Genomic DNA, 24051 nt, shown 5'->3' with positions numbered 1-24051 from the left:
GGCCGGCTCACGTCAGCGGAGCCTGTCGGCTCATGCCGGCCGGGCCGGCCCGCTCCCACCGGCCGGGCCGGCCGCGCCCATTCAGCACCGCCGGCACTGAATCCGTTCGCTTTCCTCTATTGGACCTCCCGTGTCCCCGCCAGCCAGGCTGGTTCAGGTCCGGCGCCCCGAGCGACGGCCCGGGCCATCGGTACCGCGCGACAGCCGAGAGAGGTCAAGAACCCATGCACACTCGCCGCATCGGTGACGTAGAGGTCGGCGCGATCGGTCTGGGCGCGATGCCCATGTCGATCGAGGGGCGGCCCGACGAGGCGCGATCCCTCGCCGCCGTGCACGCCGCCCTGGACGCGGGCGTCACGCTGATCGACACCGCCGACGCCTACCACCTGCACGCCGACGAGGTGGGTCACAACGAGGCCCTGATCGCCAAGGCCCTCGCCGCCCACGACCGGGGCGCCGACGTCCTCGTCGCGACCAAGGGCGGCCATCTGCGCCCCGGCGACGGCAGCTGGACCCTCGACGGCAGCCCGGCCCACCTCAAGGCGGCCTGCGAGGCCTCGCTGCGCCGGCTCGGTGTGGAGGCGATCGGCCTCTACCAGCTCCACCGCCCCGACCCCCGGGTGCCGTACGAGGAGTCCGTCGGCGCGATCCGCGACCTGCTGGACGAGGGCAAGATCCGGATGGCCGGCATCTCCAACGCGAACCCGGACCAGATCAAGCTGGCCCAGGACATCCTCGACGGTCGCCTGGTCTCCGTGCAGAACCAGTTCTCCCCGGCGTTCCGCTCCAGCGAGCCCGAGCTGCGACTGTGCGACGAACTCGGCATCGCCTTCCTCCCATGGAGCCCTCTCGGAGGCATCTCCCGGGCCGGCGAACTGGGCTCCGCGCACGCCCCGTTCGCCCGCGTCGCGAAGGCGCACGGCGTCAGTCCGCAGCGCGTGTGCCTGGCCTGGATGCTCGCCAAGTCGCCCGTCGTCGTCCCCATCCCGGGTGCCAGCCGCCCGGAGACCGCGCGCGACTCCGCCGCCGCCCCGGACCTCGTCCTCACCGCCGGGGAACTCGCAGAGCTCGACGCCGCCTGAGCCCCCGGGCGCGGGTCGGTTCCGGATCCGCGCCCGGACAGCGCCGTGTTTTGCACTTGGGCTGGCACGGGCCGTCACCACATCCCTAGGATGTACTCCCTGTCATGCCAGCCGAGTTGGTGCTCGGCGCGAGAGCAGGGGGATCGATGCACACCGACAAGCCGCTGTCCAAGGAGATCGACGCCGGCGTCCCGACGGCCGCCCGGATGTACGACTACTACCTCGGCGGCAAGGACAACTACGCCGCAGACCGCGCAGCCTGCGAGGAACTCGACAAGGTCGTCCCCAGCACCCGCCGGCTCGCCGTCAACAACCGCCGTTTCCTGCAGCGCGTGGTCCGTACACTCGCGGCCGAGCACGGCATCCGCCAGTTCCTGGACCACGGCTCCGGCCTGCCCACCCAGGACAACGTCCACCAGGTCGCCCAGCAGTACGACCCCACCGCACACGTCGTCTACGTCGACAACGACCCGATGGTCCTGGTGCACGGCCGCGCGCTGCTGGAGCAGGACGAGCGCACCTGCGTGATCCACGCCGACATGCGGGAGACGGACGCGATCTTCTCGCACCCCGACACCCAGCGCCTGATCGACTTCTCCCAGCCGGTCGCCGTGTTGTTCAACTCGGTCTTCCACTGCATCCCGGACAGCGACACCGACGGCCCGCAGGCCGTGGCCCGGCGTGTGATCGAGCGGCTGGCCCCCGGCAGCTTCGTGCTGATGTGCCAGCTGGTCAGCGAGGACCCCGAGGTCCGCGAGTTCGTCACCGACTTCATGGACCAGGCGACGCAGGGACACTGGGGCCGGGTCCGTGAGGAGAAGGACGTCGCCATGCTCTTCGAGGGCCTGGAGATCCTGGAGCCGGGCCTGGTGGAGGTGTCCACCTGGCGCCCGGACTCCGAGGTGGCACCGCGTCAGCTCAGCCACGAGTGGATCGAGTTCGGCGGCGTCGCCCGTGTTCCGGGCGCCTAGTCAGTCCCGCGCGTAGCGCTGCTCCATCGTCTCCTGGAGCAGCGCCAGCGACGCTCGCGGGGTGAGTGCCTCGTCGGCCAGCCGGTCCAGGGCGACGCGGTACTCCTCCGTCTCGTCCCGGTCCTCCAGGAAGTTCGCGCTCCTGATGTGCTCCAGGTAGACGACGTCCGGCAGGTCGAGGCCGTCGAAGCGGAGATAGGTGATCGGGATCGACGGCGCCGACGCCTTGGTCACGTCCAGCGGCACGATCTGCACGGTCACATGCGGCTGCTGGGCCATGTCGACCAGGTGCGCGAGCTGCTCACGCATCACCGCCCGGCTGCCGAGCACGCGCAGCAGCACCGACTCGTCGATGATCGCCCACAGCTGGGGTGCGTCCGGCCGGGTCAGCAACTCGGTCCGCCGGGCGCGCAGTTCCACGCGGCGCCGGACCTCGTGCGGCGACGCGATGGGAAGCCCGCGCTCCACCACCGCCCGGGCGTAGTCCGGGGTCTGGAGCAGCCCCGGCACGTACTGGATCTCGAAGGTACGGATCGAGGCGGCCGCCTCCTGCAGGCCCACCAGCCGGTCGAACCACTCGGGCATCAGCCGCTTGTCGTACCGCTGCCACCAACCCGGTTCCCCGGCCCGCCGCAGCAACTGGAGCAGCACCGACGCCTCGTACTCGTCCGCGCCGTACAGGTTCAGCAGCGCCAGGACATCCGGCTCGGTCGGAGGCTTGCGGCCCTTGCCGGACTCGATGCGCGACAGCTTCGCCGGGCTGAAACCCAGGGCGCGCGCGGCCTGGTCCTGGGCGAGCCCGGCGTCCTCGCGGAAGCCCGCCAACTGCACGCCGACCAGCATCTTCAACAGGGTCGGAGCAGGCTCCGCACGGTCGAGATAGGGTCGGAGACGAGAGATGCGCTGTGACTCGGCGGACATCGTGGCTCCCTGCGGACCGGCAGAAGTAGCCCTCACGCTACCGCACTTCGCCGGTCCGCAGCAGGCGTAGCCCTCACACCAGGTGGTCGAACTCACCGTCCTTGGCGCCGGCCAGAAACGCCGCCAGCTCGGCCACCGTGTACACGAGCGCGGGGCCGTCGGGGTCACGCGAGTTGCGCAGCGCGACACCGCCGTCCATCAGCGCGGCCACCTCGACGCAGTTGCCCTCGGCGTTGCTGTGCCGGCTCTTGGTCCAGCGGGCGTCCAGCGCACTCGCCCGCACTCCGTTCGGCATCACCGACATCACGACCTCCCTCGGTTCACGGTGCTGTGTCTCTACCCGATTCTCGCGCAATTTCTCGTGCAATTGCACGCGGGCGCTGACAGCGTGGATAATAGCCGTGGCGTCAACCCGCCGGGAGACGCCGTCTCTTGACGCTGCCTCAGGGAAAAGAGCAGGTCGGCAGGCCTGCCTCCCCGTCCGACACGACCGCTGCGGAAAGGCCCCACGCCATGCGCACCGCTTCGACGGGACAACAGAGCCACGAGCGCACCGACCGCGAGACGCGGCCGAGCGGCGGAGCGACGCCGCTCCGGGCGCTGGGCGAGGTGCCCTGGCGGGACATCCGTGACTCCACGGGCTCCGCGGCCGCGATCCCGCTGCTGCTCAACACCATCGCCTGGGGCGGCCCGGGCTCCGCGGGCCGCGCGCTCGACGAACTGCGGGATCGCATCTGCCAGTACGGCTTCGTGGTGGAGCAGGCCACGGCCGCGACCGTGCCGTTCCTGTGGGAGCTCGCCCAGCTGCCCGAGGTGACCTGCCGGCCCCGGATCATCCAGCTGCTCAGGAACATCGCCGACGCCCGGCAGTGGGAGCACACCGCCACGGCCTACCCCAAGCTGCTCAACCACCGGGAGAACCACGTGGTCTGGGAGCGCGCCGCCCGCCGCGCCGTCCACGCCCGCCGGGGTGTCCTCGGGCAGCTGATGGCCGAGGAGGACGCGGAGGTCGCCGGCGCCTCCGCCGAACTGGCCCGCACCCTCGGCGAGTAGCTGCCCGGGTCTCACGCTCCGGACGTCCCCGTCGTCGACCCGCCCCCTGGTGTACCCCTGGCCGGATGCGGCGAGCAAGCGCTTTCGCGCTCGCCTCCGCCGCACCCACCCGGCCAACGGAGAGGACACCGCGGATGGCGTCGTCGATGGAGCAACCGCTCGACCATCGCTACCGGGGCGAACACCCCGTACGCACCCTCGCCTACCTGTTCCAGGCCGACCGCGGGCGACTCGCCGCCGCCGTCGGCGTCTTCACGGTCAAGCACAGCCCGATCTGGCTGCTGCCGCTGATCACCGCGTCGATCATCGACACCGTCGTCCAGCACGGTCCCGTCGGCAGACTCTGGACGAGCACCGGGATCAGGAGTTCGTCGACGCGCTGCCGCAGGGGCTCGACACCCTGGTCGGCGAGCGCGGGGCACGGCTGTCCGGCGGTCAACGACAGCGCCTCGCCATCGCCCGTGCCTTGATCCGCGACCCCAGGGTGCTCGTACTGGACGAGGCGACCTCGGCGCTGGACACCCGCTCCGAGGCCCTGGTCCAGCAGGCGCTCGCCCGTCTGCTGCGGGGCCGCACCACGTTCGTGGTGGCGCACCGGCTGTCCACCGTGCGCGGCGCGGACCGGATCGTGGTCATGGCGGACGGCCGGATCCAGGAGGCCGGAAGCCACGCGGAACTGCTGCGCAAGGGCGGCGCGTACGCGGCGCTGCACAGCGGCCAGGTGGCCTGAGAGGTGAACCGCGGACAGGTGGGGCTGTCCCGGTAGGCAACGGTATTGCGTCAAATGGGTGTCCGGGGCCGGGAGAGGCGAATGGTCCGGCCCCCTCCGGGCATACGGTGCGCAGAAGTCGAGAGAGGGGCGCCCCGTGCTTGTTCCGGACCCGAAGGTCGTCAGGAAGTTGCTGACGAGGTACGCATCCCTGCGCATCGCCCAGGCGGAGAGTGAGACGTCGACGGCCGCACGGGAGTTGGAGGACGTCAGCTACACGCTGTGCGTGATGATGGGCACGGCGAGCATCCATGACGCGATCGCCAAGGCGGACGCCCTGCTCACGAGCGGGCGCCCCACCGACCCGGACGGGGAGAGCGGATTGTCGCTGGCCGTCTGACGCGCAGGCGGCGCAGCGCCCTTACAGCACTGTCGTGGTGGTGCCGTTGACCCGCCGCCGCTCGCCGGCGGCGGGTCTCGCCAGCCACTCGGCGATGGACCGGGCGATCGGCAGGCCCGTGTCGGCCTCGATGAAGCCGAACTGCCCGGACTGGTTGCACTCCAGGAACCACCACGTCCCGTCCCCGTCCTCGGCGAAGTCGAAGGCACCATAGGCCAGTTCCGCGTCCCGCAGATACGCCAGCACCCCCTCGGCGACCCGCGGCGGCACCTCGGTGTGCTCCCAGGGCGTCCGGTCCGTGGCGAAGCGGACGTCCACCTCGTCCGGATCGGCGTCGGGCGCGGTCGGCCGGCGGGCGGCCAGCAGCCGGTCGCCGACCACGGTGAGCCGGATGTCTCCCCGCTTGGCGATCCGCCGTTGCAGCAGCGTCGGGCCGAACGCGACCGCGGCGAAGTCCGCGTCCGGCGCCACCCGGCTGGTCGGCACCGCTCTCGGTGGCTCCTGCGGATGCGCGCCCGAGACGGGCTTGACGACCAGATCGGGGAAGCGCTCGGCGAAGTCCCGCGCGGCCTGCGGGAACGTCGTGATCAGCGTCGCCGGCACCGGCAGCCCGCAGCGTTGGGCGAGCCGCAGCTGCCAGGGCTTGTGCCGGGCCCGGCGGGCCGCGTCCGGGTGGTTCATCCAGCGCGTGCCGGAGCTGCGCAGCATGCCGTACAGCGCTTGCGAGGACTCCTCCGTCAGCCACGCGGACGGCTCGGCCACCCGCGTGGCCGGAGCCCCCGGCCGGCGCACCCACACGGACCGCAGTCCGTCCATGCTCACCAGCCGGCCCGCGGACCACAGGTGTCCGCGGAACGTGCCGTGCACATACTCGCCCGACAGGGCGGCACCACCGATCAGATCGGCGGGATCGAGGCGGACCACCGGAACCCCGGACGTGTTCAGGTGGACCACCACCATGTCCGCCGTGACGTCCTCGTCGTTGGTCAGGATCAGTACGGTCATCGTCGACGGTCCGGGGTCAGTCGTCGAAGTGCGTCTTCGAGCCGGCGGTGGAGGTCGTCGTCGCCAGCTCTCTGAGCAGCGCGAGGTCCGTGGCGGCGATCCGCCCGTCGAACAGTACGTTCAACTGCAGGCCGGAGTCGTACGCGTACGGCGTGGCGACGTCCAACTCCGCCGCCGGGCGTGCGTAGTTGAGCGCGAACGGTTGCATCGTCTCTCCCTCTGGGTGCTGCCCCGGTCAGGCCGTCGGCCTGGCGTGTGTGGTGGCGTCTTCCGCTCGATGTCCGGGGCTTCCATGGACTTATACGAATCGAACGGGTGGTTGGTTTCCTTACGCTCCGTGATCGCGGGCGAGTTGGTCGCTCTGAACCTGAGACGGCCGACGGAGTCGGTCGGTTGACTGGTCGTGGGGTCGAGGGCCGCGCAGACGGAGTGGCGGTGGGGCGCGTCGCGGCGGTCGCGGGGGCGCGTGGCTCGGTCGGCGCCCGAGGGGCGGTGGTGCGGAGTGCGGTGATCCGTCCGGAAACGTCAGGCGGGATCGCCGGGCCGGGCGGCCTCGGCAGGCGTGCGGTGCGCCCGCCCCGCCAGGGGGGCGCGCAAGGTGCGCAGAGCGAGCAGGAGTACGCCGATGTCGTCCAGATACACCGGATCGGGCAGCAGATCGGTCGGCAGTACGAAATACAGGACGGCGCCCCAGAACACCCAGCGTGGCCCCGTCGGCAGTCCGGCCCGCCGCAGTCCGCGCCGGGCCCGGATCAGCCGTACCAGCAGCGCCACGGCCGCGGCGAGCAGGAGCGCCGCGGCCACGGCGACGACGGCGAGCACTGCTGTCGTGGAATCCACGGGCCCTCCTAGGTCCGGTGCACCGCTACGCGCGTGCCCTTCTTGGATTCCCTGATACGGCTCCTGTATTGCCTCCGTTGGGGGCGTTTGTGCCGCTCGGCACACCCCTGCCGGGTACGGCTGTGCCAGGGCCGGCGTCCGGGCCCGCGAGAAACGGGGTGGCCGGGGCGGTCGCCCGAGGTGCGGCACGTCGTCCAGGTGGCGACGGCCGCCGTCGTGCGCGCCCTGCGGGAGGGGGCACGGCGGCGCCCTGCGGCTGTGCGGGCAGCAGGGCGCCGGTGGTTCCCGCGGTTCAGGCGCGCGGGCCGTCGGCGCCGTTCTCCGCGCCCCCGCCACCCGGGCCGGTCTCGCCCCGTGCCCCGGCCGCCGGGCGCCGGGCCCGCCCGCCGCCCTTGAAGCGTTCCAGGGTGCGGGTCAGCTGCTGGAGCGGGGACGCGGCGGGCGCCTCCCGCTGCGGCTCGCGGACCGGTGGCTCCGGCTGGGCGGCGGCCGACTCGCGGTGGACGGCCAGGGCCTCGTGGGCGCGCTCGGCGGCCTCCCGGTACAGGTCCCGGGACCGTGTCATGGCCTCCAGCGCCTCGGCGTACATCTTCACCAGCGCCCGCTCGCGCGCCAGCTCCTCCTCCAGGGTCAGCAGGTGCCAGTCCTCCCGCAACGCGGTCAGCACCTCCTCGGCCCCGTCCGGCAGCGGTCGCGGCGAGGCGGCGAACCGGCTCACCGCCGCGAGCAGCTCGGCCGGCTCCGAGCCGTCCAGGAAGACACTCCGTACGGCGAAGTCGTCACCGTCGTACCCCTGCGGGGCCGGCGCGCCGGGCAGCACCACGGCGCCGCCGCGTGGCACCTGGACCCCGAACTCCCGCAGCGCCCAGTTCACGGAACGCAGCTGGTGCGGTGCCGCCCGGTGCTCCACCACGCGGTGCCGCAGCCCCGGCGGCAGCAGCCGGGCGAGCGGCCGCCTGCCGCGCCCGTCGGGCGTCATGGCCTCGTGCACGACGAAGTGGACGGCCCATCCGCCGCGCGCGGCGCCCCTGAGGACGCGCCGCAGCTCCTTGTCGTCCGGCGGCAGCGGGTTGATGTCCCGCAGCCGCAGCCCGGCGCCGGTCTCCCCCTCGTGGTCCCAGGCCACGTCAGGATCGTCCGGCCAGAACATCGTCACCGGCGACGGCCAGCGCGGATCCCACGGCGCCTCGGCCTCCGCCGCCAGCACCCACGGGCGTCCCTCCGCGGGGTCGGGCGCCAACGACAGTCTGGCCCGGACGGTCACCTCCTCACCGGCCTCCCAGCGCGCCTCGAAGACCCGCTCCGGCGCGCCCTCGGTCTCGGGGAGCTCCAGCCAGTCGCGGATCACCCCGCTCTCCTTGAGCTGCTGCACATGCCGCCGGAGCACGTCCTCCGCGGCGGGCCCGGCGTGGCGGCCGCGGGCCAGCCACACCGTGGGGGGAGTCATCGGACGGTCGGAGGTGGAGGTCGGCATGTGTCCATCTGAGAACGGGGGCGGGGTGCGGGTGCCAGTATCGTCGCCGCGGACCGCCCCGGTCACCTGGGGGTCACCCGGCGAGTCGGCGGTCCACCTGCGGTCACGTGCAAGGTCGGCGATGGTGGGCAGGAGGACATCGGCCGACTCTACGGCGGCGAACCGAGAAGGAGTGACCCCTGTGAACGTGGACCTCGGCGGGCGGACCGCACTGGTGACAGGCTCCTCCCAGGGCATCGGAGCGGCGATCGCGACGGGCCTGGCCCGCGCCGGCGCCCGCGTGGGCGTCAACGGACGTGACGCGGAACGCCTCGAAAGGAGTGTCGGGAAACTGCGGGCCGAGGCACCGGACGGCGACTTCGTGGCCGTCGCCGCCGACCTGGGCACCGAGGAGGGCGCCGCCCAGGCCGTGGACGCCCTGCCCGACGTCGACATCCTGGTCAACAACCTGGGCATCTTCGGCCCCACCCCCGCCCTGGAGATCACCGACGACGAGTGGCGCCGCTACTTCGACATCAACGTCCTGTCGGCGGTCCGGCTGATCCGCTCGTACCTGCCCCGGATGACCGACCAGGGCTGGGGCCGGGTGCTGAACATCGCGAGCGACTCGGCCGTCGTCATCCCGACCGAGATGATCCACTACGGGATGTCGAAGACCGCGCTGCTCGCCGTGAGCCGCGGGTTCGCGAAGGAGGCGGCGGGCAGCGGCGTCACCGTCAACTCCGTCATCGCCGGCCCCACCCACACCGAGGGCGTCGAGGACTTCGTCTACCAGCTGGTCGACCGCGAGCTGCCCTGGGACGAGGCCCAGCGAACCTTCATGCGGAACCACCGCCCGCAGTCACTGCTCCAGCGGCTGATCAAGCCCGAGGAGATCGCCAACCTGGTCGTCTACCTGAGCTCACCCCTGGCGTCCGCCACGACGGGCGGGGCCGTCCGGGTCGACGGGGGATACGTGGACTCGATCCTGCCGTAGGGCTTCTCGGCCTCGCCGCAGGGCCTCCAGGGCCGTCCGTCGCTCACCAGCCCGTCCACAGCAGGTGGTTGACGAGCAACGCGACCGTGGCCTGCGCCACGAGCCAGCCGCGGGGGCGGGGCAGGTAGGCACCGGCGGCGAGCAGCCAGAGGGCGAACGGCAGCCAGATCCGCTCCGTCTCCGCCTTGCTCATCCCGGACAGATCGGCGGCGATCGCAGCGACGAGCGCGGCGAGCAGAAGCACGGCGAGACGCGACTCCGGCCGGCGCAGCGGGCTTCCGCCTCCGCCCCCGCGCCGCCGCGCCGGCGCCCCGCACGCGCGCACCAGCCCCGCCACCGTCGCCGGCCCCACCACCAGCACGGTGCAAGCGGGATTCGCCCACACCCAGTACCAGTACGGCCGCACGCCCCCGGCGCCCTGGTTGTAGCGCTCCACGAGCAGGTGGTACGCCTCCCAGTAGTCGAACCCGGCGAGGGTGAAGACCAGCGGCACCACGATCACCCCGGCCGCCAGCGGCAACCACACCGCCCGCCGGTTCCGCCCGAGGACCAGCACCGCCAGCCCGACGACCCCCATCAACGTCAGCCCGTACGACAGGTAGCAGGTCAGCCCGAACAGCAGTCCCGCCCCGAACGCGGCGGCGCGCGGCCGCCGTCCCGTCAGCGCCAGCGCGAAGAGGGCGACCGCCCACGCGGCGACCGCCGTGAAGTACCCGTCGGCCGACGTCCCCATCCACACCGCGCCCGGCGCCAGCGCGAGAAACGGCGCCGCACGCCGCGCGAGCCCCTCCGCGGCCAGGGCCCGCACCGTCACCAGCACGGCCACCACCGCGGTGGCACCCACCGTGATGCACCAGACGCCCGCCCAGGCGCCGCCGCCCAGCCCGATCCGGTCGAGCAGGACGAAGGTGAGGGTGGCCGCCGGCGGATGGCCGGCGACGTGCGCGGGCCAGTGGTCGGGGCCGTGGATCACGATGTACTCGGTGAAGTGCCGCAGGGCCGCCGGGATGTCGTGGAAGCGGTCGATGACCTGGAGGTACTCGTACCGCGTGGTCAGCCGTGCGGCGACGCCCCGGTGCCAGCCGTCGACCAGGGCCAGCGACCACGTCCACGCCATCGCGGTGCCGCAGGTCACCGCGAGCAGCGCGCGCCACGGCAGCCGGGCGGCGAGCGCGGGCCCGTACACCACCACCGCGACCGCGACCACCACGGCGGCCGGGGTGCCGGGTCCCGCGTGCGGGCCCCAGGAGGCGAGCAGCGGGGGCCAGTTGACGAACAGCGTGCCGTCGGTGTCCTCGATGTGGCGGCCGACCAGCACCGCCGCCACGAAGAGCAGCACGGCGGCCAGAGCGGCGGCCAGGTCACGGAGATGAGAGGAGCGGATCACACGCAGGACGCTAGGCCGCCACCGGCCCGGCGAGGGTGTCCGGCGCCCCGGCGTCAGCATTTCGTCATGGGTCGCGATCGCCTTTCCGTACGGGGTGCGGCCTAACGTCAGGACATGCGCGATCTACGGCTCCCCTCCTCGCCCGGTTTCTGGCGCAGCCCCCTGCGCGGCCCCCACTTCACCGCCGTGCTCGGGATCGTCCTGCTCGTCGGCATCACGGTGCTGTTCGTGACCGGACTGCTGTCGTACGCCGCCTACAACCCGAACCTGTCGCCGGTGAACGACATGACCCCGGACAAGGGGATCCTCGGCTTCTACCTGTTCTCCTGGCCGACGAACCCGCACTGGCTGTACCGGCTCAACCAGGGCGTCCACGTCACCCTCGGGATCACCCTGGTCCCCGTCCTGCTGGCCAAGCTGTGGTCGGTCGTGCCGAGGCTCTTCATCCTCCCGCCGGCCCGGTCGCTGGCGCACGCGCTGGAGCGGCTCTCGCTGCTCCTGCTGGTCGGGGGCGCCCTGTTCCAGTTCACGACCGGCGTGCTCAACGTCCAGCTGGACTACATCTTTCCCGGCTCGTTCTACACGCTGCACTTCTACGGCGCCTGGGTCTTCTTCGCCGCGTTCGTCGCGCACGCCGCCCTGAAGCTGCCGACGGCCCTGCGCAATCTGCGCGGGCTGCGCGCCGCGAGAGCCGAGGACAACGACCTGGTCCCACCGTCGCCCGCCGAGCCCACGGTGTCCCGGCGGGGCGCGTTCGGGCTGGTCGGAGGGGCCTCGCTGCTGCTGTTCGCCACGTCCGCGGGCCGCAGCTTCGACGGCCCGCTGCGCCAGACGGCCCTCCTCGTGCCGCACGGGGGACCGGAGCCGGGCAGCGGACCCGGCGGCTTCCAGATCAACAAGACGGCCGCGTACGCCGCGATCGGCACCCGGGAGACGGCCGGCGACAGCTGGCGGCTGGTCGTCACGGGCCGGGGCGGCGTCGTCCGGCTCAGCCGGGAGGAACTGCTGCGCCTGCCGCTGCACAGTGCCGCGCTGCCCATCGCCTGCGTGGAGGGCTGGTCCACGTCCGACCAGTGGTGGCGCGGCGTACGGCTGCGGGATCTCGCCGCCCTGGCCGGGTACGACGACCCGGGCGACGTCCTGGTGGAGTCGCTGCAACAGCGCGGCGCCTTCCGCCGGGCCGCGCTGCGCGCCAACCAGGTGGCCGACCCGCGCTCCCTGCTCGCTCTGGACGTCAACGGCGAGCCCCTGACCCTCGACCACGGCTACCCCGCCCGGATCATCGTGCCCGCCGCGCCGGGTGTGCTGAACACCAAGTGGGTGGCACGGATGACATTCGGAGACCTCTGATGCGCCCCACCCTCACCCGGCCCCGCCTCCTCGTCGGCAGCCCCTTCCAGATCCTGCTCCTGGCCTGCTCGTTCGCGCTCGCCGGGTACGCGGGGGTACGGCTGCTCGCCGGCGACTGGCTCGGGGTCGTGCTCTGGTTCGTGGGCGCGGCCCTCGTGCACGACCTGGTGCTGCTGCCGCTGTACACGGCGGCGGACCGGGGGCTCACGGGCGCGCTGGGCGCGGCACGGCGGCGGGAGTGGGTGTCGTACGTCCGGGTCCCCGCGGTCCTGTCCGGGCTGCTGCTGCTCGTGTGGTTCCCGCTGATCAGTGGCCAGATGGACGCGCGCTACCGGCTGGCCGCCGGGCTGTCGGCGGACGGGTTCCTGGCCCGCTGGCTGCTGATCACCGCCGTCCTGTTCGGCGGCTCGGCGCTGCTGCTGGCGCTGCGGGTGCGCAGGGCCACGAAGCAGCGGCCGCCCGCCGACCACTGACCTTCCACGGCGAGGCACAGTACGCGCGCGTGCCGCAGCAGCGCCGGGGTGCCGAGGCGGGCCCACGGGAACGGGGCGCCCGCCATGCCCTGCCCGTCGGTGACACGGACCTGGACGCGCTCGTCGATGTCCACCGCGACCGTCTCGGCGATCACCACACCACCGGGCGCGAGCAGCCTGGCCAGCCGGTCGAGCAGGGCGTGCGGGTCGCCGCCGATGCCGAGGTTGCCGTCGATCAGCAGGGCGGTGCCCCACCGGCGTTCGCCCGGCAGCGGCTGGAAGACCGAGCGGTGCAGGGCCCGGCCGCCGAGCCGCGCGGTGTGCGCGACGGCGGCCTCGCTGACGTCGACACCGAGCGCCAGGCGGCCCCGGGCGGCGAGTTCGGCGACCAGCCGGCCGGGACCACAGCCGACGTCGAGCACGGCGCCTTCGCAGCGGGCCAGCACGGTGCGGTCGGCATCGTCCGGGCGGGCGCACCAGCGCTCCACGTCCAGCGGCAGCAGCCAGCCGTCGCTGCGACGCAGGAAGAGCGGGCCGCGTCCGGTGCGCAGGGCGCGCGCATAGGGGTCGTCGGCGGTCCAGGGCATCAGCCGCCCGGGGCGCGTCGTCTCGTAGGGGGCACTCATCGGCCGGTGGCCGCCCGCAGCCGGGCCAGTTCGGCGGCGAACCGGCCGTGCGGCGCCAGAGCGGCCACCGCCTCCACGTCGACGGCCGTGTCGACGTCCCGCAGCCGGGGCAGCTCCCGCACCCGCAGCCCCGCACCGGCGAGCCGCTCGCGCTGGACGGCGCCGGTCCGCGGCGTGGACATCGGGACGCCGCGCAGCAGCTCGGGCGCGGGCTCGGCGAGCCCCAGCGCCCAGAAGCCCCCGTCCTCGGCCGGGCCGAAGTACGCGTCACACCCGGCGAAGTCCACGGTCAGCAGCTTTGGCGTCACCTGCGGCGTGTCCATCCCGATCAGCAGCGCCGGCCCGTCGCACCCGGCGAAGGCCGCCGCCAGCCGCTCGTCCAACCCGCCCGCGCACTGCGGTACGACGTCGAATCCCGGCGGCAGCCAAAGGCCGGGACGGCCGTCCAGCACCAGCACCCGGCGGCGGGCCGGTGCCGCGGCCACCGTGCGCAGGGTGTCCACCAGGGCCGCCTCGGCCAGCGCGGCCGCCTCGGCGGGCGTGAAGGGCGGCGTGAGCCGCGTCTTGACGCGGCCGGGGCGCGGCTCCTTGGCGATGACGAGCAGGGTGGTCATCGGGGGCTGCCGTCCAGCACGGAGGGCCGCTCGGCCAGCACGCGGCGCATGTCCCGTACCGCCTGCCAGGTGCCGCGCCAGGTACCGGTGACCTTGGACGCGCCGGTGCGGGGCAGATACGGCACGTCGTGCTCGGCGACGCGCCAGCCCGCGTCGGCGGCGCGCACGACCATCTGGAGCGGATAGCCGCTGCGCCGGTCGGTCAGCCCGAGGGCGAGCAGCGCCTCACGCCGTGCGGCCCGCAGCGGACCCAGGTCGTGCAGCCGCAGCCCGGTGCGCCGGTGCAGCAGCACCGCCAGCGCGGCGTTGCCGACGCGCGCGTGGGGGGGCCAGGCGTCGCGCCCGCGCGGTCGGCGGCGGCCCAGGACCAGATCGGACTCACCGGACCGCACCTCCGCCACGAACGGGACGAGGAGGGACGGGTCGAGCGAGGCGTCGCAGTCGCAGAAGCACACGATGCCGGCGGTCGCGGCGGTGAGCCCCGCGTGGCACGCGGCGCCGAAGCCGCGGCGCGGCTCCTGGACGACGGTGGCGCCGAGCGCGCGGGCGACGTCCGCCGAGCCGTCGGTGGAACCGTTGTCGACGACGAGGGCGCGCCATCCGGCGGGGATGCGTTCCAGTACCCAGGGGAGGGCGTCGGCCTCGTTGAGACAGGGGAGGACGACATCGACGGGCGGGGGTGGGGGAGGGGTTGTCACGGCTTTCACCCTACGAATGGAAAGCGGGCATTTCGGGCTTGCGTTGCTTACGTGACACGGACGTCAGGGGAGTGCCGGGCCCTGCTGGGCGCTCAGCCCGTCCCGCGCGAACTCCCCCATTCCGTCTCCGAATCCGACCGCGGGCTGCCAGCCCAGCTCGGAGCGGAGCCGCGTGGAGTCGGCGGTGATGTGGCGGACGTCCCCCAGCCGGTACTCCCCGGTGACCACGGGCTCCGGCCCGCCGTACGCGTCGGCCAGCGCCCGCGCCATCTCCCCGACCGTGTGCGGCTCACCGCTGCCGGTGTTGTACGCCGTGAGCGCGCCGGGCGCCGAACCCGCCTCCAGCGCGGCCACGTTGGCCGCCGCCACGTCCCGTACGTGCACGAAGTCCCGTCGCTGCCGCCCGTCCTCGAACACGCGCGGGGCCTCGCCCCGGGCGAGCGCGGAACGGAAGAAGGAAGCCACCCCGGCATACGGCGTGTCGCGGGGCATCCGGGGCCCGTACACGTTGTGGTAGCGCAACGACACCGCCGAGCCGCCCGTGGCCCGCGCCCACGCCGCCGCCAGGTGCTCCTGGGCGAGCTTCGTCGTCGCGTACACGTTGCGCGGGTCGGCCGGCGCGTCCTCACCGACCAGGCCGGGCTCCAGCGCGGCGCCGCAGTCGGGGCACGAGGGCTCGAAGCGCCCCGCCGTCAGGTCGGCGACCGCCCGTGGGCCGGGCCGCACCACGCCGTGCCGGGCGCAGCGGTAACGCCCCTCCCCGTACACCACCATCGACCCCGCCAGCACCAGGCGCCGTACGCCCCCCTCGGCCATGGCGGTGAGCAGCACGGCCGTGCCGAGGTCGTTGCGGGAGACGTACTCGGGTGCGTCGGCGAACCCCGTGCCCAGCCCCACCATCGCCGCCTGGTGCGAGACGGCGTCGACGCCGGACAGGGCACGGCGCACGGCATCGAGGTCCCGTACGTCCGAGCGGGCGTCCTCGCGCAGGTCGTACACGACGGGTTCGTGCCCGGCCGCCGAGAGTGCCTCGACCACATGGGACCCGATGAATCCGGCACCGCCGGTGATCAGTACGCGCATGGCCACACGCTAGGTCGGCGCACGGGGCGCGGAGCCGCACCGCGCCCGTCATGTCACAGGTCCGTAAGACGCCGAGGGGCCCGGCGGACAGTCGCCGGGCCCCTCACCGCCTGGTTCGCGGAGCGCTTACGCGCCGCTCTCCCTGAGCATGTCCTCGCGCTCGACGAGCTTCACCCGCTCGCGGCCCTGCGGCTCGCCCAGCGCCTTCTCGGCGGCGTCCAGCCGGTACCAGCCGTCCCACGTGGTGAACCGGACGTTGCGCTCGGCCAGGAAGGCGTCGACGGCCTCGGGGGCCGGTGCGGAAGGGGCGTGCAGCCGGCCTTGGGCGAAGTCGTCCAGCAGGTTGGACACCGTCTCGTTGGCGTCGCCCTTGGTGTGACCGATGAGGCCGACCGGGCCGCGCCGGATCCAGCCGGTGACGTACACCGACTGGAGGTGCGTGCCGCCCTCCTCGATGACGCGGCCGCCCTCGTCGGGGACCGTGCCCGAGTCGATGTCCCAGGGCAGCTTGGGCAGCTTGTCGGAGAGATAGCCGACGGCCCGGTAGACCGCCGTGACGTCCCAGTCGGTGAAGGTGCCGGTGCCCTTGACGTTGCCGGTGCCGTCCAGCTCGGTGCGCTCGGTGCGCAGGCCGACGACCTTGCCGTCCTCGCCCAGGATCTCGCTCGGCGACTCGAAGAAGTGCAGGAACAGCTTGTGCGGCCGGTCGCCGACGTCGCGGATCGCCCACTTCTCCAGCGTCTTGGCGACCATGTCGGCCTGCTTGTTGCCACGCCGGGTCTCGATGGAGCCCTCGTCGTAGTCGATGTCCTCGGGGTCCACGATGACCTCGATGGTGGGGGAGTGGTCCAGCTCGCGCAGCTCCATCGGGCTGAACTTCGCCTGTGCCGGGCCGCGGCGGCCGAAGACGTGGATCTCCTTGGCCCGGTTGGCCTTCAGACCGTCGTGCACGTTCGGCGGGATCTCCGTCGGCAGCAGCTCCTGCGCGGTCTTGGCGAGGATGCGCGCCACGTCGAGGGCCACGTTGCCGACACCGAGGACGGCGACCTTCTCGGCTTCCAGCGGCCAGCTGCGCGGCACGTCCGGGTGGCCGTCGTACCAGGACACGAAGTCGGCGGCGCCGTACGAGCCGTCCAGCTCGATGCCCGGGATCGACATCGCGCGGTCGGCCGTCGCGCCGGTGGAGAAGATCACGGCGTCGTAGAACGAGCGCAGGTCGTCCAGGCTGATGTCGGCCGGGTAGTCGACGTTGCCGAAGAGCCGTATCTGCGGCTTGTCGAGGACCTGGTGGAGGGCCGTGATGATGCCCTTGATGCGGGGGTGGTCCGGAGCGACGCCGTAGCGGATGAGGCCGAACGGCGCCGGCATCCGCTCGAAGAGGTCGATGGACACGCCGGGTTCGGCGGCCACGTCGGACTTGAGCAGGGCGTCGGCGGCGTAGATCCCGGCCGGGCCGGCTCCGACGATGGCTACCCGCAGCGGGCGCGTCATGATCAGGTTCCCTTCGAGCGATGATGATGCGACTCGACGGGAAGCCTAAGCTAAGGCAAGCCTAACTTGGTACGCGGGTCCTCTCTATGAGCTCATAACTCCACCTTATGGGATCCATAAGTTGCCCGAGGAGTCTGCGAGCACGCCACCCGCGGCGGTGCTTTCCTTCTGCCTGTGGCCGTGAACGAACCCCGCGGCGGCTTGCCGCCCCTCGATCTGCTCTCGACGTTCCTGGAGATCTACCGGTCGGGCTCGCTGTCCGCCGCCGCCCAGCGGCTCGGGGTGAGCCAGCCGGCCGTCACCGGGCAACTCGCGCGGCTGGAGGAGCAGATCGGCGAGCCGCTGTTCGTCCGCAGCCACAAGGGCGTCACGCCCACGCAGCGGGCAGCCGCTCTCGCGTCCCGCGTCGGCGTCCACGTGGACGGCCTGCGGGAGGCCCTGCGCCCGTCCGGCGCGGAGCCGCCTCTGCACGGCACGGTGCACGTCGGCGGACCGGCCGAGGTGATGACCCTGCGGGTGCTGCCGGTGCTGGCCGAGCTGACCGGCCGCGGCGTGACCGTCCGGGTGACCCATGGACTCGCCGACGACCTGCTGTCCCAGCTGGCGGACGGCCGGCTCGACCTCGTCGTCTCGGCGGTACGGCCCTCCCGGCCGGGCCTGCTCGCGGCGCCATTGGTGGACGAGGAGTTCGTCCTGGTCGCCCCGCCCGCGCTCGCCCACACCGTCGACGCCGAGCGGCTGCGGGCCGAACCCGCGGCGGCGCTCGCCCATCTGCCACTGGTCGCGTACGCCGAGGAACTGCCCGTCGTGCGCCGCTACTGGCGCAGCGAGTTCGGCCGCCGCCCGGCGAACCGGGTGGCGATGGTCGTCCCCGACCTGAGATCCGTCCTGGCGGCGGTGGCCGCGGGCACCGGGATCTCCGTCCTGCCCCGTTACATCGCCGCGCCGGCCCTGGCCTCGGGGGAGGTCGCGCAGCTGCACCATCCCGAGGTCGCGCCGCTCAACACGCTGTACCTGGCGGTACGGCGGGGCGCCCCCGCGGACCCCGCCGTGACCGTGCTCCGCGACCGCCTCCAGCAGGCCGCCCGCCGGTGGAACACGCTGTGAGCCTCACTCCAGCCCCGCGCCGGGGGCGATCACGACCTTGCCCACGACGGTGCCGGACTCGGTGACCGGCACCAGGTCCGCCGCGTCCAGGAGGACGTGGTCCGCCCAGCCGCCGGTCTTGGTCAGGGCGGCGACACACTGCCCCACGGCCACCGGGCCGGACTCCGGGGAACCGAGCTCCTCGACGACGCCGACGAGGTCGTAGCCGGGCACGAACGGGAACTTCGGCATGTCGTAGTACTTGCCGCGCCGCATCTGCTGCTCGGCGAAGGTCACGCCGCTGGCCTCGACCCGCACCAGGGCCTGGCCGGGACCGGGTTTCGGCAGATCCCGGACCCTCAAAGGCCTCGGAGGCGCATTAGCTCACGCCGTTCCGGCGCGCAAGCCCAGGCGATAACTCTTCTTATGGCTCTAGGGGTGCACTTCGAGATTGCCTGATGGACGCTTGAAGCATGTCGAAGAAGATTCTGATGGTCGTCTCGGGCGCGGACAGCATGCGGCTCGCCGACGGCTCCACCCACCCCACCGGCTACTGGGCCGAGGAGGTCGCCGCTTCCCACCAGGTGCTGACCGCGGCCGGCGTCCAGGTCTCGCTCGCCACGCCGGGCGGCGTACGCCCCACCGTCGACGCCCTCAGCCTCGACGAGCGCGGCGGCGTGCCGAAGGCCGACGCCCAGCGGTTCCGCACCTACCTCGACGGCATCGCCGACCAGCTGGCCGCACCCCTCGCCCTGTCCGACGTACGGCTCGACGACTACGACGCCGTCTACCTCCCCGGCGGCCACGCCCCCATGGCCGACCTCACGAGCGACACCGACCTCGGCCGGCTGCTCAACGAGGCGGACGCGGCGGGCCGGACGGTGGCGGCGCTGTGCCACGGTGTCGCCGGGCTGCTCAGCGCGGAGCGTCAGGACGGCGTCCTCACCTTCGCCGGGCGCGCGCTGACCGCGTTCAGCGACGACGAGGAGCGCCAGGGCGGGCTGGGTGACAACGTGCCCTACTTCCTGGAGAGCAGGCTGCGCGAGCGTGGCGCCGTGGTCGAGACCGGCCCCGCGTGGAGCAACACGGTCGTGGTGGACGGCAACCTCGTCACCGGCCAGAACCCGCAGTCCAGCACGGCGACCGCCGAGGCCGTCCTCAAGCTTCTCGGCGAGAGCTGAACCGGGCCTCGCCGCCACGGGCCGTCATCCTGCCGTCGGGCGGGCCGACAGCCCGTGGCGCAGGCACTCGCTCAGGTCGACGGCGATGCTCCCGTCGGGGTCCAGCCGCGGGTTGAAGATAGTGACATCCAGGCCGACGGCCCGTTCGTCGGCCAGGGCCGTGCTCAGCACGTCCTCCAGCTCCAGCCACGTCAGCCCGCCGGGCTGGCGGTAGTCGACGGCCGGCATGATCGCGTCGTCGAGGACGTCGACGTCGAGGTGCACCCAGTAGCCGCCGGGCACGCGGGAGAACCGTTCCATCGCCTGGCGCGCGGCCGTGGCGGCGCCGACGGCACGCACCCCGTCGAGGTCCAGGGCGTACAGCTCGGGCGGCAGCGGCTGCATGCCGAACTCGGCGGACTCCATGGCGTCGCGGTAGCCGAGGACGACCACGTCCTCGTCGCGCACCAGGGGCCCGCGGCCCCCGAGGTCGGTGAGGACACGGGGCCCGCGGCCCGTGACCAGGGCGAGGTCCATCGACGCGGCCTCGCCCGCCGGTTCCGCCGCCGGCTGGTAGAAGTCGGTGTGCCCGTCGAGGAACAGCAGGCCGTGGCGGCCCCGCCGCTTCAGGGCGAGCAGGTTGCCGAGCAGGATGCTGCAGTCGCCGCCGAGCACTACGGGAAAGCGTCCCGAGTCGAGCACGGCGCCGAGCGCGTCGGCGAGCCGCATGGAGTACTGCGCGATGCCGGTGCTGTTGAGCACGCCGGTCTCGGGGTCGCGCCGCTCGTCGTACGGGGGCGGTTCGACCCGGCCGGCCCGCACCGCGCCCGGGACGTCCAGCAGCCCGGCGGCGAACAGGGCCGCCGGGAGATCCTCCACACCGCACGGCCGCAGCCCCAGGACGGACGGCGCCTCGATGATCGCCAGTTCCCGCACGTCACAGTCCCTTCGCCGATGGGCGGTGCCACGGCCCCTCGTCCCTGTGGCTCATCGTCGCGCAGAAACGAGATCCGCGCCCTGTCAGGCGGCCGGGTCCCCGTCGCGTCGGCAGTACAGGAACAGGTGCGGCTCGGGGATCGCCTGCGGATGCGCGGGAGTGAAGACCGTGTGCTCCTGCCGGAGCACCTTCAGCCCCGCGCCGTCCGCCAGCGCGGCGAACTCCTCGCTGCCGAAGCTCGTGACCTGTACGGGTTGCCCCATGAAGACGGCCTCGACGTCCTCCACGTCCAGCGGCACGGTGGCGAGCACCACGTGTCCGCCGGGCCGCACCGCCCGCACCAGCCGCCCGACCAGGGCGGACTGCTCCGCGCGGGACAGCTGGAGCAGGGAGAAGTACACGCACACCGCGTCGAACGAGCCGTCCGGCAGGGGCATCTCGCGGATGTCGGCGCACCGGAAGGCGGCGCCCGGCACCCGCCGGGCGGCCAGGTCCACCATCACGGGCGAGACATCGACGCCGAGGACGTCGTGGCCCGCGTCGGCGAGCGTCCGTGCCGTGGGCCGTCCGGTCCCGCTGCCGACGTCCAGCACCCGGCTGCCGGGCGCGAGCTGCCCGAGCAGCCACTCCAGCGACGCCCGGTGCGCCTCGGAGCCCGCGAACGCCGTCTCGTACGCCACGCCGATCGCGTCGAACACAGTGGCGGCGCGCGGCCGGTGATCCCCGTCGGTCACGATGCTTCCCTTCGTCACGGCTGATGCCGGGCATCGTTCCATTCAGGGGCCGGGGTCACAACGGGGTCACGGCGTGCAGGGCGCCCATGCCGCGGGCGTGACGCCGGAGCAGGCGACGGGGCCCGGGAGCCGGGTGGCGGCGGTTTGCGGCCGGGCGGGGGATCACGGAAGGGTGCGGGCGTGACCACTTTGCTGATCGTGCATCACACGCCCTCGCCCAACTGCCAGGCCCTGCTGGAAGCGGTGATCTCCGGAGCGACGACGCCGGAGATCGAGGACGTCCGGGTGGAGCGCCGGGCGGCGCTGTCCGCCACCGTGTCCGACGTGCTGGCCGCCGACGGCTATCTGCTGGGCACGCCGGCGAACCTCGGCTACATGTCCGGTGCCCTCAAGCACTTCTTCGACCAGGTCTACTACCCGTGCCTGGACGAGACGCGCGGCCGGCCCTTCAGCTACTACGTGCACGGCGGCAGCGACGTCACGGGCGCGGTGCGCGGCATCGAGACGGTCACCACCGGCCTCGGCTGGCGGCGCGCCGCCGAGGCGGTCACCGTGACCGGCGAGCCGGACCGGGCCGACATCGAGCGCTGCTGGGAACTGGGGGCGACGGTCGCCGCCGGGCTCATGACGCCGTAGCCGGGGCCGCCCGCGACAGCCCCGGCCGGCGTCGGCGTCATTCCGCCGTCCGGCCGGCCCCGGCCGTCGGACGAGGTGCCGGATACCGCTCGGCCAGCTGGACCATCAGCAGCAGGAGCAGGGCCGCGAGCGAGGCCAGCGACGCGCTCACCGCCGTGAGACCGGCGCTCCAGGGCGGGGCCACCGTGAGGTCCAGGGCCCGTGACAGGCCCGCCGAATGGACCCGGCCCTCCAGCAGCCCGGCCCCCGCCAGCCCCGCCGGCATCAGCATCCCCGCCAGCAGTGCCGGGACACTGGCGCGCACCGCCAGCAGGACGGCGATGACGAGGCACACCCCGGACATCCCGAGCGTGAGCGCGTAGACGCCGAGCGGCGCGTCGTCCCGGTGCAGCGGGAAGTACGCCGCGGCGCACACGACGAGGGCCGCGGCGGCGATCCAACTAGGCCAGAAGACCTGCCGCTTGGGCTCCGCCGTGCGACGCGTACGCCGCATCCGCGGAGGCCGCCCCGTACGTGGCGGCGCCACCTCCTGCGGGTCCGGTGCGGCGGGCGGGTCCACGAACGCCGGTTCCGGGACGGCGGGCGGGTCCGCGGGCGGCCGCGCCGCGGCGGCCATCTCGGAGAGCGGGCGCAGGGCGGCCGCCGCGGCCAGCGCCTCGCGCTGCCGCTCCTGGCCCAGCCGGCCGATCAGCTCGACCAGTTCCTCTATGGGCCGCCCGATGGCGGCCGCGCGGACCGCCTCCTGTCCGCAGTGCGGCGGCAGCGAGGTCTGGTGCAACAGGGCCATCAGGCGGGAAACGTCGTCGACGGACCGCCTCGCGACCGCCACCCGGATGGTCTCGTCCGCGCTGTCCGCGTGGCGCGGCGGGTGGGTCAACTGGGCGATGAGGCGGGCCACGTCCTCGACGGGCCGGTCCAGCGCGACCGCACGCAGCACCGCGGTGACGGTCTGGGCGTACTCGGGGGACTGCTCCATCAGCGTGACCAGCCGCACGATCTCCTCCAGCGGCCGATCGCTGACGGCGGCGTGGACGAGGTCACCGACCGGGTTCAGCGGCGGTGGTGCCTGCGCGCGATCCGGTGGTCCGGCGTCAGCTGCCGTCGGGGACTGGAGAGCCGTCTCGTCCAGTGGGCCGGCGGCTTCGAGGAGCGCGGTCGCGTCGTGGCCGAGTGCCGCGCCGACGACGTACGCCGTCTCGGCGGCCGGGGCGGGACGGGCGGGCGACTCGCCGTGCGGGGCGCCGTGGACCGGCGCCTCGGCGGTCGGAGGGCTGTAGGCCGGCGGCTCCATGACGGGGGCGCTGTGGATCGGTGCCTGAGCGACGGGGGCGCTGTGGACGGGCGGCTCCGCGACAGGGGGGTTGTAGGCCGGCGGCGGCTCCGTCACGGGGGCGCTGTGGACCGGTGCCCGGGCCACGGGGGCGCTGTGCACCGGCGGCTCCGCGAGGGGGGCGCGGTACACAGGTGTGTCCGCGGCCGGGGTGCGGTACACAGGTGCGTCCGCGGCGGGCGGCGGATAGAGAGGTGCCTCCGCGGCGGGCGCGGGGTACAAGGGCGCCTCCGCGGCAGGGCCGCTGTGTACCGGCGTCTGCGCGGCAGGGGCCGTGTGGACCGGCGGCTCCGCGCCAGGGGGGCTGTGCGCCGGAGTCCCGGCGACGGGCGCGACGGCGGAGGGCGGCTCGCCCGCGGCGGAGGGGGCGCCGAAGAGTATGTGGGCGGGGTTCGGCTGTGGCGATGAGCGCGTGGTCATGCTGGGCTCCAAGGGAGTCGTGCGGCCGCTCCTGCGCTACCGAAGCGCGACACGCGATGTCCCTGACCATTACTAGGGGCCTCCCTGACCCCTCGCCACCCGGGTGAGGCGCGCGTGTGACGACCGGGTGTCCGCGTGTGGCCGAGGCCACGTCGGCGATGAGGGCCGGGCCATATCGTCGCCGGGGGTCCCGGGCTACCGTTTTCGCCCAGACCCTTCCCCTCGTACAAGACGCGGACGTGTCTTCGCGCCCAGGATTCGGACGGCTCGGCAGTGCTCGCAGACCTCTCCCCGCTCATAGCGGCGACCGCCCAGTGGCTGACGCGCGCCTACCCGGCGTCCGGCGGCGCCCTTGCCGCCGCCCTGTGCGAGGTGCAGGCGCGGCAGGCCGTGACGGTCGCGGCGTGGCTGCGGTATCCGACGCAGATGGACGCGGCGCTGGTCGCGATGGCGGGCCCCGGCGGCTCCGGCCGGCTCGACCGGGTCACCGGGGCGGACGCCCAAGGGGGAGAGGACCCCGACACCTACGCCTGGCGCACCTGGGTGGACGAGGTGGTGGCGAGCTGGGCCGCTTGTCTGCTCACCGACCCCGGAC

The 24051-nt window shown here is 73.4% G+C and carries 25 protein-coding genes and 3 pseudogenes; 12 read left to right on the top strand and 16 right to left on the bottom strand.

Translation table 11 applies throughout. From position 1 onward, the window contains the following. The first annotated feature begins 224 nt into the window (after positions 1 to 224). Together AB0O67_RS27155 and AB0O67_RS27150 are read left to right on the top strand one after the other, a co-directional pair. A complete protein-coding gene (locus tag AB0O67_RS27155; protein ID WP_365455140.1) occupies positions 225 to 1082 on the top strand; it encodes an aldo/keto reductase in 858 nt (285 codons plus the stop codon). Between the two features lie 146 nt (positions 1083 to 1228). Further along, complete coding sequence (locus AB0O67_RS27150) at positions 1229 to 2053, top strand: SAM-dependent methyltransferase (RefSeq protein WP_365455143.1); 825 nt, start codon at positions 1229 to 1231, stop codon at positions 2051 to 2053. Here AB0O67_RS27150 and AB0O67_RS27145 read toward each other — a convergent pair whose 3' ends face one another. Together AB0O67_RS27145 and AB0O67_RS27140 are read right to left on the bottom strand one after the other, a co-directional pair. Beyond that, positions 2054 to 2974 carry a helix-turn-helix transcriptional regulator gene (locus tag AB0O67_RS27145; RefSeq protein ID WP_365455137.1) on the bottom strand — a complete coding sequence of 307 codons (921 nt, stop codon included), beginning with the start codon at positions 2972 to 2974 and terminating at the stop codon, positions 2054 to 2056. Positions 2975 to 3047: 73 nt separating this feature from the next. After that, the gene (locus AB0O67_RS27140; protein ID WP_365455134.1) at positions 3048 to 3278 is read right to left on the bottom strand and encodes a DUF397 domain-containing protein; all 231 of its coding nucleotides are present in this window, start codon (positions 3276 to 3278) and stop codon (positions 3048 to 3050) included. 209 nt (positions 3279 to 3487) lie between these two features. On the opposite strand from AB0O67_RS27140, the gene AB0O67_RS27135 reads away from it, so the two are divergent. The 4 genes and pseudogenes from AB0O67_RS27135 to AB0O67_RS27120 all read left to right on the top strand — a co-directional run bounded on the left by AB0O67_RS27135 (position 3488) and on the right by AB0O67_RS27120 (position 5136). Then, positions 3488 to 4027, top strand: coding sequence for a hypothetical protein (locus AB0O67_RS27135; RefSeq protein WP_365455132.1), 540 nt, complete (start codon positions 3488 to 3490; stop codon positions 4025 to 4027). A 134-nt stretch (positions 4028 to 4161) separates the two neighbouring features. Continuing rightward, positions 4162 to 4497, top strand: coding sequence for a hypothetical protein (locus tag AB0O67_RS27130; RefSeq protein WP_365455146.1), 336 nt, complete (start codon positions 4162 to 4164; stop codon positions 4495 to 4497). After that, positions 4392 to 4757 (top strand): annotated as a pseudogene (locus tag AB0O67_RS27125) (ATP-binding cassette domain-containing protein); the annotation flags it as partial. The gene AB0O67_RS27130 and the pseudogene AB0O67_RS27125, both read left to right, overlap by 106 nt. A gap of 136 nt (positions 4758 to 4893) precedes the next feature. Next, the gene (locus tag AB0O67_RS27120; RefSeq protein WP_365455129.1) at positions 4894 to 5136 is read left to right on the top strand and encodes a DUF5133 domain-containing protein; all 243 of its coding nucleotides are present in this window, start codon (positions 4894 to 4896) and stop codon (positions 5134 to 5136) included. 21 nt (positions 5137 to 5157) lie between these two features. Here the strand turns inward: AB0O67_RS27120 and tgmB are convergent, their stop codons facing one another. The 4 genes from tgmB to AB0O67_RS27100 all read right to left on the bottom strand — a co-directional run bounded on the left by tgmB (position 5158) and on the right by AB0O67_RS27100 (position 8455). Beyond that, the gene (tgmB, locus tag AB0O67_RS27115; RefSeq protein WP_365455126.1) at positions 5158 to 6141 is read right to left on the bottom strand and encodes an ATP-grasp ribosomal peptide maturase; all 984 of its coding nucleotides are present in this window, start codon (positions 6139 to 6141) and stop codon (positions 5158 to 5160) included. 16 nt (positions 6142 to 6157) lie between these two features. After that, positions 6158 to 6349, bottom strand: coding sequence for a putative ATP-grasp-modified RiPP (tgmA, locus tag AB0O67_RS27110; protein ID WP_365455123.1), 192 nt, complete (start codon positions 6347 to 6349; stop codon positions 6158 to 6160). A gap of 317 nt (positions 6350 to 6666) precedes the next feature. Beyond that, positions 6667 to 6981, bottom strand: a complete 315-nt coding sequence (locus tag AB0O67_RS27105; protein ID WP_365455120.1) for a YkvA family protein — start codon at positions 6979 to 6981, stop codon at positions 6667 to 6669. A gap of 292 nt (positions 6982 to 7273) precedes the next feature. After that, positions 7274 to 8455 (bottom strand): hypothetical protein, encoded by a 1182-nt coding sequence (locus AB0O67_RS27100; protein ID WP_365455118.1) that lies wholly within the window; start codon positions 8453 to 8455, stop codon positions 7274 to 7276. 181 nt (positions 8456 to 8636) lie between these two features. Here AB0O67_RS27100 and AB0O67_RS27095 point away from each other — a divergent pair, with 181 nt between their 5' ends. Continuing rightward, a complete protein-coding gene (locus tag AB0O67_RS27095; protein ID WP_365455116.1) occupies positions 8637 to 9431 on the top strand; it encodes an SDR family oxidoreductase in 795 nt (264 codons plus the stop codon). A gap of 43 nt (positions 9432 to 9474) precedes the next feature. On the opposite strand, the gene AB0O67_RS27090 is transcribed toward AB0O67_RS27095, so the two are convergent. Next, the gene (locus AB0O67_RS27090) at positions 9475 to 10818 is read right to left on the bottom strand and encodes a hypothetical protein (RefSeq protein WP_365455113.1); all 1344 of its coding nucleotides are present in this window, start codon (positions 10816 to 10818) and stop codon (positions 9475 to 9477) included. A gap of 114 nt (positions 10819 to 10932) precedes the next feature. Here AB0O67_RS27090 and AB0O67_RS27085 point away from each other — a divergent pair, with 114 nt between their 5' ends. Continuing rightward, positions 10933 to 12168: a molybdopterin-dependent oxidoreductase gene (locus AB0O67_RS27085; RefSeq protein WP_365455110.1), complete on the top strand. Its 1236-nt coding sequence runs from the start codon at positions 10933 to 10935 to the stop codon at positions 12166 to 12168. A gap of 328 nt (positions 12169 to 12496) precedes the next feature. On the opposite strand, the gene AB0O67_RS27080 is transcribed toward AB0O67_RS27085, so the two are convergent. The 5 genes from AB0O67_RS27080 to AB0O67_RS27060 all read right to left on the bottom strand — a co-directional run bounded on the left by AB0O67_RS27080 (position 12497) and on the right by AB0O67_RS27060 (position 17153). Then, positions 12497 to 13267, bottom strand: a complete 771-nt coding sequence (locus AB0O67_RS27080; protein WP_365455107.1) for a class I SAM-dependent methyltransferase — start codon at positions 13265 to 13267, stop codon at positions 12497 to 12499. Beyond that, positions 13264 to 13881, bottom strand: coding sequence for a DUF2064 domain-containing protein (locus tag AB0O67_RS27075; RefSeq protein ID WP_365455104.1), 618 nt, complete (start codon positions 13879 to 13881; stop codon positions 13264 to 13266). Before AB0O67_RS27075 ends, AB0O67_RS27080 begins: the two co-directional genes overlap by 4 nt. Then, positions 13878 to 14588, bottom strand: a complete 711-nt coding sequence (locus AB0O67_RS27070; protein ID WP_365455101.1) for a glycosyltransferase family 2 protein — start codon at positions 14586 to 14588, stop codon at positions 13878 to 13880. The genes AB0O67_RS27075 and AB0O67_RS27070 overlap by 4 nt, the downstream gene beginning before the upstream one ends. Before the next feature lie 54 nt (positions 14589 to 14642). Continuing rightward, complete coding sequence (locus tag AB0O67_RS27065; protein ID WP_365455098.1) at positions 14643 to 15662, bottom strand: NAD-dependent epimerase/dehydratase family protein; 1020 nt, start codon at positions 15660 to 15662, stop codon at positions 14643 to 14645. Between the two features lie 126 nt (positions 15663 to 15788). Then, positions 15789 to 17153 carry an FAD-dependent oxidoreductase gene (locus AB0O67_RS27060; protein WP_365455095.1) on the bottom strand — a complete coding sequence of 455 codons (1365 nt, stop codon included), beginning with the start codon at positions 17151 to 17153 and terminating at the stop codon, positions 15789 to 15791. A 180-nt stretch (positions 17154 to 17333) separates the two neighbouring features. Between AB0O67_RS27060 and AB0O67_RS27055 the strand changes: the two genes are divergently transcribed. Further along, entirely contained in the window at positions 17334 to 18260 is a 927-nt protein-coding gene (locus AB0O67_RS27055) for a LysR family transcriptional regulator (RefSeq protein ID WP_365455092.1), read from the top strand. A gap of 57 nt (positions 18261 to 18317) precedes the next feature. On the opposite strand, the pseudogene AB0O67_RS27050 reads toward AB0O67_RS27055, so the two are convergent. Then, positions 18318 to 18602, bottom strand: a pseudogene (locus AB0O67_RS27050) (alcohol dehydrogenase catalytic domain-containing protein); the annotation flags it as partial. 110 nt (positions 18603 to 18712) lie between these two features. On the opposite strand from AB0O67_RS27050, the gene AB0O67_RS27045 reads away from it, so the two are divergent. Next, complete coding sequence (locus AB0O67_RS27045) at positions 18713 to 19420, top strand: type 1 glutamine amidotransferase domain-containing protein (protein WP_365455089.1); 708 nt, start codon at positions 18713 to 18715, stop codon at positions 19418 to 19420. A 24-nt stretch (positions 19421 to 19444) separates the two neighbouring features. On the opposite strand, the gene AB0O67_RS27040 is transcribed toward AB0O67_RS27045, so the two are convergent. Next, the gene (locus AB0O67_RS27040; RefSeq protein WP_365455086.1) at positions 19445 to 20335 is read right to left on the bottom strand and encodes an arginase family protein; all 891 of its coding nucleotides are present in this window, start codon (positions 20333 to 20335) and stop codon (positions 19445 to 19447) included. An 84-nt stretch (positions 20336 to 20419) separates the two neighbouring features. Next, positions 20420 to 21112 (bottom strand): class I SAM-dependent methyltransferase, encoded by a 693-nt coding sequence (locus AB0O67_RS27035; RefSeq protein WP_365455083.1) that lies wholly within the window; start codon positions 21110 to 21112, stop codon positions 20420 to 20422. A gap of 138 nt (positions 21113 to 21250) precedes the next feature. Here AB0O67_RS27035 and AB0O67_RS27030 point away from each other — a divergent pair, with 138 nt between their 5' ends. Beyond that, complete coding sequence (locus AB0O67_RS27030) at positions 21251 to 21706, top strand: NAD(P)H-dependent oxidoreductase (protein WP_365455080.1); 456 nt, start codon at positions 21251 to 21253, stop codon at positions 21704 to 21706. Positions 21707 to 21743: 37 nt separating this feature from the next. On the opposite strand, the gene AB0O67_RS27025 is transcribed toward AB0O67_RS27030, so the two are convergent. Further along, complete coding sequence (locus AB0O67_RS27025) at positions 21744 to 23456, bottom strand: hypothetical protein (protein ID WP_365455077.1); 1713 nt, start codon at positions 23454 to 23456, stop codon at positions 21744 to 21746. A 273-nt stretch (positions 23457 to 23729) separates the two neighbouring features. Between AB0O67_RS27025 and AB0O67_RS27020 the strand changes: the two are divergent. Beyond that, positions 23730 to 24051 (top strand): annotated as a pseudogene (locus AB0O67_RS27020) (hypothetical protein); the annotation flags it as partial.

The sequence above is a fragment of the Streptomyces sp. NPDC086077 genome (assembly GCF_040686175.1).
Classification (GTDB): domain Bacteria; phylum Actinomycetota; class Actinomycetes; order Streptomycetales; family Streptomycetaceae; genus Streptomyces.
The sequence above is the reverse complement of the archived record's forward strand: the minus strand, read 5'-3'. Positions and strand labels throughout refer to the sequence as shown.